The organism is Caballeronia glathei, from assembly GCF_000698595.1.
GTDB classification, from domain to species: domain Bacteria; phylum Pseudomonadota; class Gammaproteobacteria; order Burkholderiales; family Burkholderiaceae; genus Caballeronia; species Caballeronia glathei.
Genome location: NZ_JFHC01000053.1, coordinates 1 through 18,264 on the forward strand (window position 1 = coordinate 1; position 18,264 = coordinate 18,264).

Sequence of the window (18,264 nt, forward strand, 5' to 3'; positions counted from 1 at the left end):
CCGCGCCCGCTCCGCCGTTGCCGCCGCTGCCATGCCCCCCACCGCCGTGGCCACCACCGCCCGCTCCACCATGACCGCCGCCGTGGCCGCCGCTGCCATCGCCGCCACCGTGACCGCCGCTGCCCGGGCCGGCACCGCCGCCCCCGCCATGCCCTACGCCACCGCCATGTCCCGAACCCCCGCCGTGGCCTTCACCGCCGCCGTGACCTGAGCCGCCCCCGTGACCCTGTCCTCCATGGCCGTCGCCGCCATGACCTGACCCACCATGACCTTCACCCCCACCATGACCCGAGCCGCCATGTCCTTCGCCACCGCCATGACCTGGTGCTCCTCCGTGGCCGTCGCCACCATGATGTCCATGACCGTCGCCGTCGCCATGACCGTGGCCATGCCCATGCCCATGACCATGACCACCGCCGGTGTCGCCACCGTCTCCGCCTCCGGACCCACCGTCTCCGCCTCCGGACCCGCCGTCTCCGCCCCCGGGCCCGGTGCCTCCTCCGCCGGAGTTGCTACCCGGTGAGCCCCCACCGGGGGAACCGCCACCCGGCGAGCCCCCGCCAGGGGACCCGCCACCCGACGATCCACCGCCCGACGCTCCATCTCCCGACGAGCCATGCCCCGCCGACCCGTCACCCGATGCCCCCGCCGCTCCGGTTCCACCACCCGTTGTTCCCCCGCCACCGCCACTGCCACCACTACCCGTTCCCGCGGTACCGCCCGACGGGCCGGCTCCGCCACCGCCGACGATCAGGATAGGTACAGTGCTGCTCGTCTTGCCATCGGTCGAATCGCCTCCGGACGCACTACCGGCCCCGCCATCGCCTGATGCAGCGAGAAGCTGAACAGAGGTTCGCCTATACGTTTCGCCTTGCGCATCCGCGACATCGTTCGATGCGACTACGCTCTGAACGCGCGAGCAGTCATCGGAGTTCGGGTAACACGGCGCCACCACGGCCGCGCTCGGCTGCAACGGCGCAGTCTGCGCAATTGACAGTGCCGGGACAACACCAGCGAGAACCAAGCAGCTTATTTTGAGGCCGACCTTCAGTCCTCGTTTGTATGCGGTACCCATAGTCACTCCAGTTGGAACGTGTGGTGATTACGTCTTCCTCTCTATCCAAAAAGGAACACGGCCTTTGACACCAGAATGACCATCCACACCACAGACTTCTGTGGCATGCACCACGGAGGACGCGCGCAATGCCGGCCGCGAGCGTGCAGTCGCCCACGGAAAACGTTTGCATTACCAAATATTCGAGCGCATGTTTCTCGATATCTGAACATTCACAGTTTGGATACCGAACTACCTTACAGAATGATTTCAAATATAACAGTGTCCCCTCGCTCGTTTCGGATGCAATCGATTGGTTTGCTCGAGCATCGCCAGACACACACGTTTCCCGATGAACACAGTAGAGAGCGAATCCCAACAGACACCCATCGTCGCTATGCGATATCACTTAAATCAGCAACCCGAACTAACATTCAGCAAGATCACCTGACACTCGCTTGACACATCCAAGGGATGCATGACCACGGCGTCCGTTCATGCTCGTGCCGCACGCTGGTTCGCGGCGTCGCCATCATCGGTTCGTCACGGGATCCACACACGCAAGCCGCATCCGAAATATCATGCGGGTATCGAGCCAGCGGCCGGCTCACGCCTCATCGATTACACACGCACAAGGACAAGAGGTACAAGAATGAGCACGAGAATCTCTTGGGTATCGACGGTCACGTTTCTTTCCGAAGGCATTGCCCGTCACGTCGCCAAACATGGCACGCGGCCGCTGCGCATGGAAATCTCTCCGGAAACGAGAGCCGACGTCCTGCGCGAATCCGGCTCGACGCGCATCAGTGTTTCCGGCGTGCATGCAGACGGCGGTCCCAGGGAGACATTCGACGGCGTCCCGCTGAAAATCGTCGCTGGTTCAGTGCCCAAACTGATATGCCAGACGGGACTCGTCGAGATCATTTAGCTTCAAATGACTTTGTCTTTTACCGCGCAATTCAATTCGCCCGCATTAAAACGACGTCGAGCATTCGATTGATATTCATTCGACGCCTTGCCACGATAACCGCGCGAATTTCGACCGTATGCGCGCAAGCGCACGAGCCCGATTCGCACGCCATTCACTCCACGAAATAAAACGCCTAGGGAAACGTCGGCATCAGCTCCCGATATACGGCCAGCGTCTTGTCGATAACGATGCGCTCGTCGAATTGCTTCAGCGCCTTGTCCCGTGCTGCGAGTCCCAGCTTTCTCGCGAGCGCGCGATCATCGTCCAGAAGCCTGATCGCACCCGCCAGCGCCTCGCTGTCGCGCACGGGAATGGAGATGCCGTCGACTCCGGTCCTGCTCACCACTTCGCGGCATCCCGGAGCGTCCGTCGTTATCAGCGCGATGCCGCATGCCGCGGCCTCGATGAGCGCCTTGGGCAACCCTTCTCGATAACTCGGCAATACCATCACGTCCACTTCCGACAGCAACTGGGGCATGTCGCCCACATGCCCCAGCCACTCGACCAGCCCCTCGCCGACCCATCCCTCCACCAGCTCGCGCCTGACGGCAGCGGGGTTTCCCGCATCGGGCAGGCCGGCAAGCAGGAACCGCACGTTGCGCGATTCCCGCTTGAGCATGCGGGCCGCGTCGACGTATTCGGCGATGCCCTTGTCCCATAGCAGCCGCGCGGCAAGCAACACGCAGAGCGGCTCCGGTGCACCGACGTGCTCGACCGCACGGACCGTAAAGCGTGCGAGATCGACGCCCGAGCCTCTGATGAGCCGAATCGATTGCCGATCGACGATGTCGGCCGACTCGAACAGCTCGACATCGTCGGGGTTCTGCAAAATCAGCGCACTGCCTTGCCCGCTCAGCGCAGCGCGCATCATGCGGCGCACGAGCGGCTTGAGCATGCGCGCCTTCATGTCCCGGCTCGTGAACACATACCCCATGCCCGCGACCGCCCCGATGCGCACCGGCACGCGCGAGAACCTGCCCGCAAGCGATCCGTACACCGCGCACTTGATCGTGAACCCGTGCACGATCTGCGGACTTTCGCGATCGAAGAAGCGCGTCAGCCACATGATCAGCGACAGCTCGCGCAACGGATTCAGGCTGCGCCGGTTCATCGGCACCGCAAGCCAGCGAAAGCCCAGTTCGCGAAGCCTGGGACCATATTCCCCATCCGGGGACAACAGGATGACTTCGAAGCCATATTCGCGCAGCTTGCATGCGAGGGAGAGGCGAAAGTTGTAGAGATACCAGTCGGTGTTGGCGAACAGCACCACCTTGGGACTCTTCACGTGAACTCCCGGATCCGGTTGCGCGCGTTGACCAGGACTCGCCCGAGCATCCTCTTCATTCGCAATCGCTCATGCCGTGCGCGAACGAACGCAATGACACATGAAACCTGAAGCCTGTTTGCTCATTCCATTGGAAAAGAAGTAATCGTCATTTCATATTCACTGCGCTTGACGCTCAATCGAGCGGCCGATGATATCGCCGGCTCGCCGCGCAATACGCGCAAGACTTACCCTGACTTGTCATTCAATTGAATGGGCGACAGGCAATTCCGTCGCTTTCGTTGAGGGACTCGCACACGTTAGCGAGAAGCGCGTCTCGGCAAATACGCTGATTTGTCGGTCAATAAAATCATCCTCGCAATGTTGTGTACGGAATGCCATAGAGACAACACGCTTAATGCGAGACGGTGCGTATTCATTAATCGTGTCCTCCGGCTTTCACTCGAGCGACAAGACACACAAGAAAGTTCTCCGTAAATTTTGGAGTGGCAGAGAGATGCTCAATCTTGCGCTTGGCTTCGTAGTTTCGTTTCTGGTCATATTCTTCATCGTGCGCAGTTCGGGCTTGCATGGGGCGCTCTCCATGGACCACGACCTGCGCGGCATCCAGAAGAACCACGCGTATGCGGTGCCACGCATCGGGGGCGTCGGGATCGCCTGCGCGGCGGCCGTGACGATCGCCGCGCAGCCATTATGGGCAATCAATCCCGGCATGAATCATCTGCTGCTCCTGTTGTGCGCCGTGCCCGCGTTCGGGGGCGGCGTGATCGAGGACATGACCAAGCGCGTGAGCGCGCGCACGCGGCTTCTGTGCGCGCTCGCATCCGCACTCGCGGCATGCCTGGTGCTGCATGCGACGCTCACGCGCGTGGACCTCCCGCTCGTCGACGACTGGCTGCGCATCATGCCGATCGGCATCGCCTTCACGATGCTCGGTGTGGCCGGTCTCACGAACGCGGTAAACATCATCGACGGCTTCAACGGACTCGCCTCGGTCATCACCATGCTGATCTTCGCATCGATCGGCTACGTTGCGCACAGCGTGAACGACTGGTTCGTCATGAGCATGGCGCTGATGATGCTGGGCGCGATCGGCGGCTTCGTGCTGTGGAATTTCCCGGCGCCCTCCATCTTCCTCGGCGACGGCGGCGCGTACTTCATCGGCTTCATCATGGCGGAGCTGCTGGTCCTCCTGATCCTGCGCAATCCCGGCGTTTCCGCATGGTATGCGATGGCCGTCGCGATCTATCCGATCTTCGAGACGCTCTTCTCCATCTATCGCCGCCGCATCGTGCGCGGCAAGCCCGCGGGCGAACCGGACGGACTTCATCTTCATACGCTCGTGTACCGCCGCATCGTGCGCAAGGGTCTCGATGCGGGCAACCTGCGTCAGCGCACGCGGCGCAACTCGCGCACCTCGGTCTACCTGTGGGTGCTGAGCCTCGTGAGCATCGTGCCGGCAACGTTCTGCTGGGACTCGCCCATCGCGCTCGCCGCGGCAACGCTCGCCTTCGTCGCGGCCTACGTGATGCTCTATGTGGCGATCGTGCGTCTTAAGACACCGCGCTGGCTGATGTTCCCGACGCACGACCCCGTGCTCGCGCCGCCAAGCGGCGAGCAGCCGCGCAACTGACCGATGCGCAGGGCGGGGCCCCGGCCCCGCCCGCTGTCCTTTCGCGTTTCGTCACTCACACACGCGCCGCCGCGCGAAGGCGGCGCGTTTTTGTCGTTCGAAGCGCGGGCCGGGACTACCCGCTCAACCGCCAATGCTCCCTGCAACGAATGCCTCGCGTCGTCCGCAAATTCATGGCTTTGCGAAAGCAAACGCTTGCGCGCGCTCGACGGTTCCGCCGGTGTCCGCGTCCGCCCCGGCAGTGTGCGCGGACGAACGATAAGTAGACGAATTCCCCCCGCGTCATATTGTGAAATATGGTCACGACACGATAGGCTTGTATTACCGAGCCGATGAAGCAAGTCGTAAAAAAGTCCCGCTCCGGCGCATGCGTCTTTCACGCGACCGGACAACGCGACACCGAGAGACGACACGGGCAATCGGCTGCCGAACATGACACGTCAGTTCACAGAGGAGGCATACGAGTCATTCATCACACGCGAGCGGACACGCACCTGCGGTGCGCACCGTCCGCCGCACGGGGGAAGCTAGACACTGCCGCGCCACTATTCAATCGAACGCAGCAGGCCGCTCGGGGTGGGCGGCGAATATGCCGGCGCGCAGCTTGAAACCACGAGAAGAACAAATGAACCATGGATACGAAGCATCGCTCGTCAAGCGAGTGGTTAATCAGCTGGTGACCGGCATCGTCAATGGAGACTACGAAGGCAACGTGCTCCCTCCGCAAGTCATCCTGTCGAAGAAGCACGGTGTCAGCCGCACCATCATGCGCGAAGCGCTGAGCATCCTGATCTCGCGGCGCATGCTCGATGTCAGGCCGAAAACGGGCACGCGCATCAAGCCGGCCAAGGACTGGCTCATCATCGATCACGAAGTCGCCGAGTGGCGATTGCGCGCAACGCCCGATCCGGAATATCTGCGCGGGCTGATCGAGTTCCGCACGCTCGTCGATCCGCGCGCCGCCTCGCTGGCCGCGACGCGCGCGAACCGCAACCAGCGCATCGCGATCGCCGCCGCCTATCAGAACCTCGTGCACGCGGGCCCCGCAGCGGCGGTACAGCATACGGCCGAAGACGCGCTGCAAGGCGCGATCGTCGATGCGAGCGGCGACGAACTGCTACGGCAGATGAGCAGCGTCATCCGCATGGGCCTCAAGGCCATGCGGCCGATCGCGCGCATGCACACGCTTGCGCATGACTCGGGCCTCGTGCACTACGGCAGGGTCGTGCGCGCAATCGAAGGCGGCGACGCCGACGGTGCGAGGGCCGCGATGAACCTGCTCCTCAGCCAGAACGCCGAACAACTTCTCGGCGAAGCCGTCTGAAACCGGGTGCCCGACGCCGTCGGGTACTCGTCACGGCAACGCTGCCCCTCGCGGGGCATCGCCTCGCCGGTCCACCCTCTTCCATGATCGATGCGAACCCGCTCTGCCTTTCCCGGGAGCGCGCGGGGGGGCATGAAAGATTCGAAAAGTATGCGCAAAGCAACTGACGCGCCGCATGCCGCGCGTCAAGCTTGAACGACACGCGATCCGGCCATGCCGCTTCGCTAACCAGAACCAGAACACCGTCGGGGGACGAACATGTGTGGAATCGTGGCAGGAGTCGCAGAACGCAACATCGTGCCGGTATTGCTCGATGGCCTGCGCCGGCTCGAATACCGGGGCTATGACTCGTGCGGCGTCGCCGTGCTTCGCGACGGCGCGCCGCAACGCGTGCGCAGTCTCACGCGCGTGCGCTCGCTCGATCTCGAGGTGCGCGAGATGGGTCTCGAAGGCGGCACCGGCATCGCGCATACGCGATGGGCGACGCACGGCGCGCCCGCGACCCAGAACGCGCATCCGATCTTCTCGAAGAACGAGATCGCGATCGTGCACAACGGCATCATCGAAAACTACGAGACGCTCAAGCGCACGCTCAGCGGCGCGGGCTACGAGTTCGTGAGCCAGACCGACACCGAAGTGATCGCGCATCTGATCCACAGCCACTACAGCGGCGATCTGGCGCAGGCCGTGCGCAGCGCCGTGAGCGAGCTGCGCGGCGCGTATGCGATCGCCGTGTTCTGCAAGTCCGAGCCGAACCGCGTGGTCGGCGCACGCCACGGCTCGCCGCTCGTTGTGGGCCTGAGCGGCGAAGAATCGTTCCTGGCCTCCGATCCGCTCGCGCTCTCGGATGTCACGGACCGCTTCATCTTCCTCGAAGACGGCGACATCGTCGATCTCTCGCGCGACGGCAATCGCATCATGAACCGCGCGGGCGAGCCGGTCGCGCGCGAGCCGCGCACGCTGCGCCATCCGCCGGCCGAAGCCGCGCTCGGGCCGTATCGCCATTTCATGCAGAAGGAGATCTTCGAGCAGCCGCTCGCCGTGGCGCAGACCTTCCCACGCAAGAGCGCGTTCGACGCGACACTCTTCGGCGCGACCGACCCGCACGCGTTCGCATCGATCGACCGCGTGCTGCTGCTCGGGTGCGGAACGAGCCACTATTCGGCGATGACCGCGAAGACGTGGTTCGAATCGATCGCGAAGATTCCCACCCAAGTGGAAATCTCGAGCGAATACCGCTATCGCGAAACGATCCCCGGCCGCAACACGCTCGTGGTTCCGGTGTCGCAATCGGGCGAGACGGCCGACACGCTCGGCGCCCTGCAGCACGCGCAGTCGCTCGGCCACGATCACACGCTCGCGATCTGCAACGTGGCGACGAGCGCGATGGTGCGCCAGTCGCGCTGGTCCTTCATCACGCAGGCGGGCGCCGAGATCGGCGTGGCTTCGACCAAGGCGTTCACCACGCAGCTCGTCGCGCTCTTCCTGCTCGCGGTGACGCTCGGGCGCGCGCGCGGCCACGTCGATGCGCAACAGGAAGCAACCTATCGCGCGCAGCTCGGCGGCCTCTCCACGGCGCTGCAAAGCGTGCTCGCGCGCGAGCCGCAGATCATCGCGTGGGCGCATGAACTCGCACGCACCAACGACGCCATTTTCCTCGGCCGCGGCTCGCACTATCCGATCGCGCTCGAAGGCGCGCTCAAGCTCAAGGAGATTTCGTACATCCACGCTGAAGGCTATCCCGCTGGCGAGCTCAAGCACGGACCGCTCGCGCTCGTGACCGACGCAATGCCCGTCATCGTGACCGCGCCGAACGACGGCCTGCTCGAGAAGCTCAAGTCGAACATCCAGGAGGTGCGCGCGCGCAAGGGCCAGGTGTACGTGTTCGCCGACGCGGACGCAAACCTCGAAAGCGCCGAAGGGCTGCGCGTCATCCAGATGCCGGAATACTACGGCCCGCTTTCGCCGATCCTGCATGTGCTGCCCTTGCAGCTGCTCGCGTATCACGCGGCGTGCACGCGAGGCACCGACGTCGACAAGCCGCGCAACCTCGCCAAGTCGGTGACGGTCGAATGACGCTCGCATCGGCGCGCCGTGATCCACCGGAGCAATCAGCGATGAACAACATACGCGTCGGGCTTCTCGTCGACGACATGGCGGCTCCTGCCTGGGTCACGCACATGCTCGGCCAGATCGCCGCGGAACAGGGCATGGAAATCGCGCTGATCGTGAAATACGCATACCGGGCGCAGCCGGCGGGCAAGGCCGCTGCCCCGCGCGATCCGTGGCTGCTGTCGCTCTGGATGGAGGTGGACAGGCGGCTCGTCAGCGTGCCCGACGACGCGTTCAGCAGCGAGCCGCTTTCGCTGGCGTTGCCCGCCGTTCCCCGGCTCGACGTGGAGGTGGAGAGCAAGCCGTGCGGCGATCATTTCGACGCACGCGATCTCGCGCAGATCGCCGGGCACCGCATCAACGTGTTCCTGCGGCTCGGCCCGCTGCGCCCCTGCGGCGAGATATTCGATACGGCGTCGTGCGGCATCTGGTCGTTCAGGCACGGCGACGAGCCCCTCGAGCGAGGCGGCCCGGTCGGCGCCTGGGACATCCTGCTTGATCGCCCGGCGACGGCGTCCGCGCTGGAGTTCCAGACCCGCGCGGGCGAGCGCGGACACACGCTGCAGCGCTCGTGGTCGATGACCTACCCGGTCTCGATCCGCCGCAACCGCAGCCGCTGCTACTGGAAGACGCTCTCGTTCGTGCCGCGCAAGCTGCGCGAGCTCGGCCGCATCGGCGAGGAGAACTTCAAGCTGAAGTACGCGGCCACCGGCACGGCGCCCGCGTTCTACTCGGGCGCGCCCGTCGCACGGCCTTCGACGTTCGATTCCGGCAAGCTGATCGCGCGGCTCGTCGCGCGCACCGTCGCGAAGAAGGCGGCGGCGCTGCGCTCCCTCGACCAGTGGATGCTGCTGTACCACTTCGGCGGCGAGAACGAGCTTCCCGAGCGCGTCTTCGAGTTCAGGCAGCTCGTGCCGCCGAAGGACCGTTTCTGGGCGGACCCGTTCGTCGTCGAAAGGAACGGCGAGTACGTGGTGTTCATCGAGGAACTGGAGTACGCGAACAACCGCGGCCACCTGTCGGTCATCCGCTTCGACGCGAACGACGAGCCCGTCCTGCCGCCCGTCAGGATCCTCGCGCGGCCCTATCACCTCTCCTACCCGTTCATGTTCGAGGAGGACGGCGAGCTCTACATGATTCCGGAGACGAACGAGAGCCACGCCATCGAGCTGTACCGCTGCACGCGCTTTCCGGACAAGTGGGAACACGTCATGAACCTGATGGACGGCGTGATGGCCGTCGACACGACGATCTGGCGTCACGACGGCAAGTACTGGCTGTTCGCCTGCATGCGGGAAAACGAGCACGCGTCGCTGTCGGACGAGCTTTTCCTCTTCTGGTCGGATTCGCTGCTGACGACCGACTGGCATCCTCATCCGTGCAACCCGATCGTCTCCGATATCCGGTGTGCGCGTCCGGCCGGCAACATCTTCCAGCACCACGGCAAGTGGTACCGGCCGGCGCAGGACTGCAGCGGACGGTACGGGCGCGCGATGTCGTTCCAGCGCATCGACGCGATCGACGAGACGACCTACCGCGAAACGCCCGTGAGCCGCATCGAACCCGAGTGGGACGAAAGCATCGTCGGCGTTCACACCTTCAACCGGGCCGGGCGCCTCACCTTCATCGACGGCATCAAGAAGCGCGGCTGAAAGCCGCCCGCCGTGCCGCTGCCTCGCACCTGCGGGGCACGGCGCGGCGCATGTCGTGGGACCGGTTCTTGCGTGTGCCCTGTCCATCGCCTGCGGCCCCGCGGACGCGGGCGGGCACTCACGCGGGTCGCATCCGGCTCGCGGGCACAAACGCCTCGCACGATTCGCCTGCGTGACTACAATTAGCTGGTGCGTCGCAAGACGGGGGACGACGATGGACGCGAGCGGCGGACGTTCCGAGCCCATCCGCTCTGCACAGGCGAAGGAGGCGGAAATGTCAGAGATCGACAAGGAAAAGGTCGTTGCCGTGCTGAACCAGATTCTCGAATCGGAGCTGGCCGGCGTCGTCCGTTACACGCACTATTCGTTTCTGGTGTTCGGCTTCGGCCGGATTCCGATCGTGTCGTGGCTGCGCGAGCAGGCCGACGAATCGCTGCTGCACGCGCAGCAGGTGGGCGAGTGGATCACGACGCTCGGCGCCTATCCGTCGCTTGCGATCGGCCCGCTGCTCGACTCCCATACCTTCGACATCGCCTCGATCCTGCGCGAATCGCTGCAGGCGGAGAAGGTCGCGCTCGATCTCTACCGCGATCTGCTGACGCTCGTGGAAGACCGCTCGGTCGCGCTGGAGGAATTTGCCCGCCAGATGATCCACGTCGAGGAAATGCACGCCGGCGAAGTCGACAAGATGTTGCGCCGCCCCGGCGAAGTGGCGACGTCGCCGGAGCGCCGCTCGGGCCAGACCTAGGGCGCGGCTCGCGCGCAAAAGCGTCAACTGCACGTCAACCGCACGTCAGCAGCGCGCGTCAGGTGCGAATCAGCGTGCGGTACAGGTCGTTCGCGCGGCTCAGGTGCGCGCGCATCGCTTCGGCCGCGGCGTCGCCGTTGCGCTCGCCGATCGCATCGACGATGCGCTGATGCTCCGCGAGCGTCAGCTCCTCCGCGCCGGGCGCACGCACGAGCGGCCGGTAGTACTCGCCCGCCCAGCGGAACAGCGACTCGACGATCGACGGAAAAATCGGATTGCCGCTGATCTGCGCAATCTCCCGATGAAACGCCATGTCGCGCTCGATGAACTCCTCCAGATTGATCATCGACGCGCGCTGCTGCGCCACCTTCAGCTGAAGCCTGGCGACGTCTTCCTCGGTAGCGCGCTCAGCGGCCATGCGCGCCATGCCGGTTTCGAGAAACATCCGCGCCGACTTCAGATGCTCCAGCATGTCCGGCTGCGTGCGCAGCAGATGCATCGCGCCGCCGGCGATCTGCGCGATCAGGCGCTCGGCGGTCGGCACGACGACGCGCGCGCGCTCGCCGTGCACGATCTCGACGATGCCCGAGCGCTCGAGCGTCTGCAGCGCCTCGCGGATCGCAGGCCGCCCGACGCCGTAGATTTCCATCAGCCCGCGCTCGGACGGAAGCTGCGCGCCGGGCGCGATTTCGCCGGTGCGGATGCGCTCCATCAGCCGGTCGAGGACTTCCTGATACAGCTTGCGACGCTGAACGATTTCAGCCATTGAATCATCCGTGCAAAAGCCAAGTGGTGTGATGAGAGTACCACGGCGCACGGCGGGCCCGAAGCGGGCCACACGCGAAACCGCGCGCCGCGTCAGGCGAGCAGCCGGCCCTCGCGCACCGCGCCGAAGAACGATGCGTCGCCGATCTGCCCGCCCTTCAGCACGATCTCCAGGCCGTCGCGGCGCGCGAGCGCGGACCACGCGCGGCACAGCGGCGCGCCAGGCGCCAGGCCGCCCGCAACGCTCAGCGCCGAGATTCCGAGCGCGCCCGCGACTTCGCCCGAGCTGTCGCCCCCCGCGACCACCACGCGCGGCAGTTCCACGCGATCCAGCAGTTGCCGCATCACTTCGGCGAGCGCGCCGCCCACCCGGCGCGCGGCGTCCTGCCGGGTCAGGCCAGCGGCGCTCGCGATCGCATCGAAACCGAGCACGTCGGGGTCGTCCGGGCCCTCGGCGCTGTGCACGAGCGCGCTCCGCCCCTGCCGCAGCGCGTCATGCACTACGCCCACCACGCGCTCGATTTCGGCGCCGCCCGTGCGTTCGCCGAGCGCGCGCCGCAGATCGAGCCGCTCGACGCGAAATCCGTTCGACCGCGCCCAGCGGATCTGCTGCGCGGTGACGGGCGAGCAGCTGCCGCTCACGGCCGCGATCGCGTCGACGGGGCGCGCGACGGGAAGCCCTGGCGATTCCGGCAGCAGGCCGCAGGCGCGCCAGTGCGCGGCGAGCGCATATTGCAGCCCCGACGACGACGCGCTGAACAGGCCCTCGCCTCGCTGCTCCCAGACGAGCCGCCCCGCTGCGGCGAGCGTTTCCTCGTCGAGCACGTCGATCATCACGACGGGCGTGTCGCCGCCCGCGAGCGCGCGGCACGTCGCGGCGGCGTCGGGACCGCGCAGCCGGACCAGGTCGATCAGCTCGATGCGCCGGTCCGTCTGGCGCCGCAGATGCACGCGCAAGTCCGCTTCGTTCATCGGCGTGACGGGATGGCGCGACATCGTCGGATGGCGGTCGAGGCGAAAACCCTCGCCGTCCACCGCGGCGAACAGGTTGCCGAACGCCTGATAGCGCTTCAGGCGCGGCGCGCCGACGATCATCGGCGACCAGCCCGCCGGCATGTGCTTCACGCCGATGTCGATTGCGCGGCCGATCGAGCCGGTCTCCGGCGACGAATCGAACGTCGAGCAGACCTTGTATTGCAGGACCGGCGCGCCGAGCGCGGCGAGGCTCGCGAACGCCTGCGGCAGCGCGTCGTCCATCCATTGCGGGCTGCGCCCCCGCGACGAGCCCGCGAGCCCCACGCAGCGCACGCCGGGAAAGCGCGCGAGCAACTCGGGCGTCGGCGTTTCCAGGCACAGCAGCGTGGGCACGCCGGCGGCGGTCATCGCCTCCATGGCGTCGGTCGAGCCGGTGAAATCGTCGCCGTAGTAGGCGAGCAGCAGGCCGGCGGGCCAGTTCTGCGATGCCGGCGCGTTCATCGCCAGAACCCCAGCGCGGCGCGCAGCGCCGGATTGCGCTCGGCGTGGCGTTCGAGCGGCACGCCTTCGATCGCCGCCACCCACGCCTCGCGCAACGCCTCCACACCCGTCGCGACGCCGCCCGGATGGCCGAAGATGCCGCCGCCCGCCGTGTGGATCAGGTCCGCGCAGCCGATGGCCGCGTACGTGTCGGCCGCCTGCAGCCCCGTCTGGCCGGAACTGAAGACCGGCATCGCGGGCATCGGCGCCTCGGGCATCACCGGCGCGAGCACGGCGCGCGCGGCGTCGATCACGCTGTCGTCCGGTTCGCTGAACTTGTTGCGCAGGCCGTTCACGTGCAGGTGATCCGCGCCCGCGAGGCGCCAGATCATCTGCCACGGCGCGTAGTCCCAGCCGAGCTGCGGGCTGCGCGACAGATACCCCCAGCCCGCGCGATGCGCGTGGATCGGCAACTGGCTGTGGCGCCGCAGCTCATGCATGCCGACGAGCCCGATCGAATTGAGCACCGCCATCACGCACGTGCCGCCCTCGGCAAGCACGAGATCGTGGCGGCGCTTCATCTGGTCGAGGTCGCCCGTCAGGTTGAACGCGACCATCGCCTTCTTGCCCGTGCGATCCGCGTGTTCGTTCACGACGCGCATCACCGCGCGCACGCGCTCGTCGAACGGGCAGTGCGGGCCGTCGCCCTGCAGCTCGTCGTCCTTGATGAAGTCGATGCCGCCCGCCACCAGTTCGCGCACCTGCTGCGCCGTTTCGTCAGGCGACAGGCCGACGCTCGGCTTGATGATCGTGCCGATCAGCGGGCCGCGTGCAACGCCCGCGAGCCGCCGCGTGCCCTCGATGCCGAACGCGGGCCCCGGGTAGGCCCGGGCGAACGACGGCGGCAGCCTGAGCCCGGTAAGCCGCAGGCCCGACACCTGGCGCAGTTCGAACAGGTTGCCCGCGATCGTCGACATGAGGTTCGGCAGCGACGGCCCCAGGTTCCCGATCGGCCACGACAGCTCCAGCGCGCACTGCGTGTAGACCTTCGATTCGATGCCGCCCGGCAGGCTCGGGTGAGCGGCGCGGCCGAGTATGTCGAGCCGCTCGACGCGCGCGCCCGAGCGCGCCTTCAACTCCGGCGTTTCGGTGGGCAGCGCGACGAAGGTGCCGCTCGACTGCTCGCCCGCGATGACATCGGCGGCAAGCAGCGGATCGACGCCGGTTTCGAGCCAGTAAGTGGCGTGGATGCGTTCGGTCACGGTTTTCCTCGTTCCTCGGTTTGATGGCGAATCGATGGCGAACGGCGCGGACTTCAGGTGATGCGCCGGATGCTTTCCGCGATCTCCTCGCGATCGAAGACGTTCTTCCAGTCGTCGCGCATGAGGCGCGGCTTGCCGAATTCGATCGCCTTGTTGCACGCATCGGAGAACGCGCCCGGGATTTCGTTGAAGATCACCGCGCCCAGAATGTTCATGTGGCCGAGCAGGAAATCGCGCGCGGCTTCCTTCGGCACGCCGCGCTTCACCGTCTCGTCCATCGCCTCGCGCATCACGTAGAGCAGCGTCGCGCAGATCGTCTCGGAGAGGCCGGGTTCGAGCAGCGCCATCTGGTCGACGGTCAGCCGGTACGAGCGCAGGATCGGCGCGTAGATCACCTTCGCCACCGCCTCGCCAAGATCGAACGCCTCTTCCGGGCCCTGCATCAGCGCGCTCGTGATCGACTGCTTCGCGTATGCGCCGCCGAAGAAGTCGCGGCGGGCCTTCGTATCCTCCTCGTCGTTGAAGATGAGCGGATGGCACGGGTGCGCGACGAAGTACGTCAGGTCGGCGCGGTCCGGCAGGTGGCCCGCGAAGGGCGCGGCGGCGTCGAGCGTCATCACCATCGTGCCGGCCTTGAGCTTCGGCGCGATCTCGTGGCTCAGCTTGCCGATCAGCGTGTCGGGCACGGCGAGGATCACGACGTCGGCGCCGTCGAGCGCGGTGTCGGCGGACACGCAATCGACGCCCAGTTCGTCCTTCAGGCGCTTGCGTCCGCCCTCGCCCGGCTCCACGTGAGCCACGCGATAGTCCGACTTCAGCAGGTTGCTCGTCAGGCGATAACCCATCTTTCCGCCTGCGCCAAAGAGTGCGATCTTTTCCTTCATTTCATGACCTCCGGATATACGGTTCAGTTGGAACAGTTACTTCGTGTGTGAATGCGCTTCGAGCCCGACGGGCACGGCGGCATCGCTCGCGGAACGCCGCGCCGTCGAGCCGATCGCGAAGGCGAGCGCGGCCGAGATCAGCATGAACACCCCGACAATGAACATCGGCGCCTGATACGAGCCGGTCACATCCTTCACGGCGCCGGTGATGTAGGGCGCCATGAAGCCCGCCAGATTGCCGACGGTGTTGATGAGCGCGATCCCGGCGGCGGCCGCGGCGCCCGACAGGAAGCGCGCGGGCAGCGCCCAGAAGTTCGGCAGCGCGGAGAAGATCGCGCAGGCGGTGATCGTGATGACGGCGATGCTGGCCGTCGGCGAGCGCATGTAGAGCGCGAGCGGGATGCTCGCCGCGCCGATCAGCGCCGGGATGCCGATGTGCCAGGCCCGTACGCCGCGCTTCGTCGCATTGCGGCTCCAGAGGAACAGCGCGAGCGCCGCGGGCAGATACGGAATCGCGGTGATCAGGCCCTTCTGGAACACGTTGAAGTGCGTGCCGAAGCGGGTTTCGAAACCGCCGATGATCGTCGGCAGGAAGAACGCCAGCGCGTACAGACCGTAGATCAGGCCGAAGTACATCAGCGCGAACATCCAGACGCGGCCGCTCATCATCGCGGCGCCCGCACGCAGCGTGTGCGGCGCGGCGGACTGGGTCTTCGCGCGGTCTTCCGCTTCGAGTTCGGCGGTGAGCCAGTTCTGCTCGGCGGGCGTGAGCCATTTCGCCTTCGACGGCCGGTCCGCCAGATAGAACCACGCGATCACGCCGACGACGATCGCCGGCACCGCCACGCCGAAGAACATGATGCGCCAGCCGGCAAGGCCGAACGCGCCGTGCGCTTCGATCAGGAGCGCAGCGACCGGCGCACCGATCACGATGGTGAGCGGCTGCGCGAGATAGAACAGCGCGAGGATGTGGCTGCGATGGCGCGCGGGCACCCACATGCTGAGGAACAGGATCGCGCCGGGAAAGAACCCGGCTTCCGCGACGCCCAGCAGAAAGCGCAGCGCATAGAGCTGCGGAATGGTGCTCACCCACGTGAACAGCAGCGCGACGATGCCCCACGTCACCATGATCCGCGCGAGCCAGCGGCGCGCGCCGAACTTGTGCAGCGCGAGGTTGCTCGGAATCTCGAGCAGGATGTAGCCGATGAAGAACACGCCCGCGGCAAGCCCGAACTGCGCGGCGGTCAAGCCGAGGTCCTTGGTCATGCCGTTCGGTCCGGCGAACGAGATCGCCGTCCGGTCGAGGAAGTTGATGAAGAACATCAGCGCCACGAACGGCACGAGCCGCAGCGACACTTTCCGGATGGCCGATTTTTCGACCGACTGGATTTCCGCAGTTTGCATCTCGCCTCCTCCTGCATAGGGATGGATATGGAACGATTTATAGTTTTACTGGTGTGATGAGTAGACCATGTGGAGTGATCTTTGGACACCTGGGGATTACACGGGGACGAATCAGCGGAGGAATAAAGCGGCCACCGTGCGCCGGGTCCGGCGCGGCAGACGATCAATTAGGGTATTCCTGTGGCATCCGCAGCCGGAGCGGGCGGCACAATTCGGGGCGGAAGCTGCGGCGGTGAACAGGCTGGAACTTCGGGGCTCGCCGGCCGAAAGATTCCGGGCGCTCGGAGCTCACAAGACAAGGGGCATAAAAATGGATAACGACAAGACAGTAAACATCCAGACGTTTCTCAACGCGAACCCGTTCTCGGGATTCCAGTGGCTCATCTTCGTGATGTGCTTCGTGATCGTCCTGCTGGACGGCTTCGATACCGCCGCGATCGGCTTCATCGCGCCGTCGCTCGTCACCGAGTGGCACATCAGCCGGCCGGCCCTCGCGCCGGTCCTGAGCGCCGCGCTGTTCGGGCTCGCGTTCGGCGCACTGTGCGCCGGGCCGCTCTCGGACCGGCTCGGGCGGCGCCTGCTTCTGATCGTATCGGTGCTGATATTCGGCGCCGCGTGCCTCGCGTCCGCGTATTCCGCGAGCCTGCTGCAGCTCACGGTGCTGCGCTTCATCACCGGACTGGGGCTCGGCGCCGCGATGCCGAACGCGGTCACGATGATGAGCGAGTACTGCCCGGACCACCGGCGCGCCACCGTCACGAACCTGATGTTCTGCGGCTTTCCGCTCGGCGCGGCGTTCGGCGGCTTTCTCGCCGCGTGGATGATTCCGCACTTCGGCTGGCGCAGCGTGCTCGTGCTCGGCGGCGTCACGCCGCTCGTTCTCGTCGTGCTGCTCGTGATCGCGCTGCCCGAATCGGTGCGCTACATGGTCGCGAAGAACCAGCCGGTGGAAAAGATACGCGCGGCGCTCTCGCGCATCTCGAAGAGCGTGGCCGGTGCCACGTCGTTCGTGATGACCGAGCAGGCGCCGCGCACGGCGGCGAAAAGCGGCATCCGCGTGGTGCTGTCGCCGTCGTACGTGGTCGGCTCGGTGATGCTGTGGCTCGCGTACTTCATGGGCCTCGTGATCTTCTATGCGTCGATCAACTGGATGCCCATTCTGTTCAAGGAAGCCGGCCTCGCGCCGCAGCGCGCCACGCTGATTTCGGCGCTCTTCCCGCTCGGCGGCGTGGGCGCGGTGATCTTCGGCGTGTTGATGGACCGCTTCAATCCGAACCGCGTGATCGCGGCCGGCTACGCGCTCACGGCGGTGACCGTGTACGCAATCGGGCAGGCGATCGGCAATGTCGGCTGGCTGGTGGTCATCGTGTTCGCGGCGGGCATCCTGATGAACACGGCGCAGTCGTCGATGCCCGCGCTCGCCGCCGCGTTCTACCCGACGCAGGGGCGCGCCACCGGCGTCGCGTGGATGCTCGGCATCGGGCGCTTCGGCGGGATCGCGGGGTCGTTTCTCGTCGCGGAGCTGACGCGCCGGCAATTCACGTTCGGCGGCATCTTTTCGGTGATCGCCGTGGCGGGCGTGATCGCCTGCGTCGCGCTGCTCGTCAAGCAGGCGGTGCATCCGATCGACGCCGCCGCTGCGCCCGCCGACACGTCGTTCTCCGGCCACTGACCGGAGGGCCCGGAACCGGGCCGCATGAAAAAGGCGGGATGGCC

At 65.9% G+C, this 18,264-nt stretch carries 14 protein-coding genes; 7 read left to right on the forward strand and 7 right to left on the reverse strand.

The genetic code is table 11. From position 1 onward, the window contains the following. Positions 1 to 153 precede the first annotated feature (153 nt). Positions 154 to 429, reverse strand: a complete 276-nt coding sequence (locus BG61_RS44685; RefSeq protein WP_152565244.1) for a hypothetical protein — start codon at positions 427 to 429, stop codon at positions 154 to 156. Positions 430 to 1,706: 1,277 nt separating this feature from the next. Here BG61_RS44685 and BG61_RS26980 point away from each other — a divergent pair. Next, entirely contained in the window at positions 1,707 to 1,982 is a 276-nt protein-coding gene (locus BG61_RS26980; RefSeq protein ID WP_035928325.1) for a hypothetical protein, read from the forward strand. Between the two features lie 175 nt (positions 1,983 to 2,157). Here the strand turns inward: BG61_RS26980 and BG61_RS26985 are convergent, their stop codons facing one another. Next, positions 2,158 to 3,309 (reverse strand): glycosyltransferase family 4 protein, encoded by a 1,152-nt coding sequence (locus tag BG61_RS26985; RefSeq protein WP_035928323.1) that lies wholly within the window; start codon positions 3,307 to 3,309, stop codon positions 2,158 to 2,160. A gap of 496 nt (positions 3,310 to 3,805) precedes the next feature. Here BG61_RS26985 and BG61_RS26990 point away from each other — a divergent pair, with 496 nt between their 5' ends. The 5 genes from BG61_RS26990 (at position 3,806) to BG61_RS27010 (ending at position 10,778) form a co-directional block, all read left to right on the forward strand. After that, positions 3,806 to 4,942: an MraY family glycosyltransferase gene (locus BG61_RS26990; protein ID WP_035928319.1), complete on the forward strand. Its 1,137-nt coding sequence runs from the start codon at positions 3,806 to 3,808 to the stop codon at positions 4,940 to 4,942. A gap of 625 nt (positions 4,943 to 5,567) precedes the next feature. After that, the gene (locus tag BG61_RS26995; RefSeq protein WP_035928316.1) at positions 5,568 to 6,266 is read left to right on the forward strand and encodes a FadR/GntR family transcriptional regulator; all 699 of its coding nucleotides are present in this window, start codon (positions 5,568 to 5,570) and stop codon (positions 6,264 to 6,266) included. Between the two features lie 258 nt (positions 6,267 to 6,524). Then, on the forward strand, positions 6,525 to 8,342 hold the full coding sequence (gene glmS / locus BG61_RS27000) for a glutamine--fructose-6-phosphate transaminase (isomerizing) (protein WP_035928313.1): 1,818 nt from the start codon (positions 6,525 to 6,527) through the stop codon (positions 8,340 to 8,342). 41 nt (positions 8,343 to 8,383) lie between these two features. Beyond that, on the forward strand, positions 8,384 to 10,030 hold the full coding sequence (locus BG61_RS39420) for a glucosamine inositolphosphorylceramide transferase family protein (protein ID WP_051672807.1): 1,647 nt from the start codon (positions 8,384 to 8,386) through the stop codon (positions 10,028 to 10,030). Between the two features lie 274 nt (positions 10,031 to 10,304). After that, positions 10,305 to 10,778: a ferritin-like domain-containing protein gene (locus tag BG61_RS27010; RefSeq protein ID WP_035928344.1), complete on the forward strand. Its 474-nt coding sequence runs from the start codon at positions 10,305 to 10,307 to the stop codon at positions 10,776 to 10,778. A 58-nt stretch (positions 10,779 to 10,836) separates the two neighbouring features. Here BG61_RS27010 and BG61_RS27015 read toward each other — a convergent pair whose 3' ends face one another. The 5 genes from BG61_RS27015 to BG61_RS27035 form a co-directional block, all read right to left on the reverse strand. Continuing rightward, positions 10,837 to 11,544 carry a transcriptional regulator NanR gene (locus tag BG61_RS27015; RefSeq protein WP_035928309.1) on the reverse strand — a complete coding sequence of 236 codons (708 nt, stop codon included), beginning with the start codon at positions 11,542 to 11,544 and terminating at the stop codon, positions 10,837 to 10,839. A 92-nt stretch (positions 11,545 to 11,636) separates the two neighbouring features. Beyond that, complete coding sequence (oiaK, locus tag BG61_RS27020) at positions 11,637 to 13,019, reverse strand: 3-oxo-isoapionate kinase OiaK (RefSeq protein ID WP_035928306.1); 1,383 nt, start codon at positions 13,017 to 13,019, stop codon at positions 11,637 to 11,639. Further along, positions 13,016 to 14,260, reverse strand: coding sequence for a ribulose-bisphosphate carboxylase large subunit family protein (locus tag BG61_RS27025; RefSeq protein WP_035928303.1), 1,245 nt, complete (start codon positions 14,258 to 14,260; stop codon positions 13,016 to 13,018). The genes oiaK and BG61_RS27025 overlap by 4 nt, the downstream gene beginning before the upstream one ends. A 53-nt stretch (positions 14,261 to 14,313) precedes the next feature. After that, complete coding sequence (locus tag BG61_RS27030; RefSeq protein WP_035928300.1) at positions 14,314 to 15,144, reverse strand: phosphogluconate dehydrogenase C-terminal domain-containing protein; 831 nt, start codon at positions 15,142 to 15,144, stop codon at positions 14,314 to 14,316. 36 nt (positions 15,145 to 15,180) lie between these two features. Further along, on the reverse strand, positions 15,181 to 16,548 hold the full coding sequence (locus tag BG61_RS27035; RefSeq protein ID WP_035928297.1) for an MFS transporter: 1,368 nt from the start codon (positions 16,546 to 16,548) through the stop codon (positions 15,181 to 15,183). Positions 16,549 to 16,858: 310 nt separating this feature from the next. Between BG61_RS27035 and BG61_RS27040 the strand changes: the two genes are divergently transcribed. Further along, a complete protein-coding gene (locus tag BG61_RS27040) occupies positions 16,859 to 18,220 on the forward strand; it encodes an MFS transporter (protein ID WP_035928294.1) in 1,362 nt (453 codons plus the stop codon). The last annotated feature ends 44 nt before the right edge of the window (positions 18,221 to 18,264 follow it).

What these genes read in the sequence shown, in the direction of transcription:
- BG61_RS26980 (WP_035928325.1), top strand. Translation starts at nt 1,707, where the DNA reads ATGAGCACGAGAATCTCTTGGGTATCGACGGTCACGTTTCTTTCCGAA.
- BG61_RS26990 (WP_035928319.1), top strand. Translation starts at nt 3,806, where the DNA reads ATGCTCAATCTTGCGCTTGGCTTCGTAGTTTCGTTTCTGGTCATATTC.
- BG61_RS26995 (WP_035928316.1), top strand. Translation starts at nt 5,568, where the DNA reads ATGAACCATGGATACGAAGCATCGCTCGTCAAGCGAGTGGTTAATCAG.
- glmS (WP_035928313.1), top strand. Translation starts at nt 6,525, where the DNA reads ATGTGTGGAATCGTGGCAGGAGTCGCAGAACGCAACATCGTGCCGGTA.
- BG61_RS39420 (WP_051672807.1), top strand. Translation starts at nt 8,384, where the DNA reads ATGAACAACATACGCGTCGGGCTTCTCGTCGACGACATGGCGGCTCCT.
- BG61_RS27010 (WP_035928344.1), top strand. Translation starts at nt 10,305, where the DNA reads ATGTCAGAGATCGACAAGGAAAAGGTCGTTGCCGTGCTGAACCAGATT.
- BG61_RS27015 (WP_035928309.1), bottom strand. Translation starts at nt 11,544, where the DNA reads ATGGCTGAAATCGTTCAGCGTCGCAAGCTGTATCAGGAAGTCCTCGAC.
- oiaK (WP_035928306.1), bottom strand. Translation starts at nt 13,019, where the DNA reads ATGAACGCGCCGGCATCGCAGAACTGGCCCGCCGGCCTGCTGCTCGCC.
- BG61_RS27030 (WP_035928300.1), bottom strand. Translation starts at nt 15,144, where the DNA reads ATGAAGGAAAAGATCGCACTCTTTGGCGCAGGCGGAAAGATGGGTTAT.
- BG61_RS27035 (WP_035928297.1), bottom strand. Translation starts at nt 16,548, where the DNA reads ATGCAAACTGCGGAAATCCAGTCGGTCGAAAAATCGGCCATCCGGAAA.
- BG61_RS27040 (WP_035928294.1), top strand. Translation starts at nt 16,859, where the DNA reads ATGGATAACGACAAGACAGTAAACATCCAGACGTTTCTCAACGCGAAC.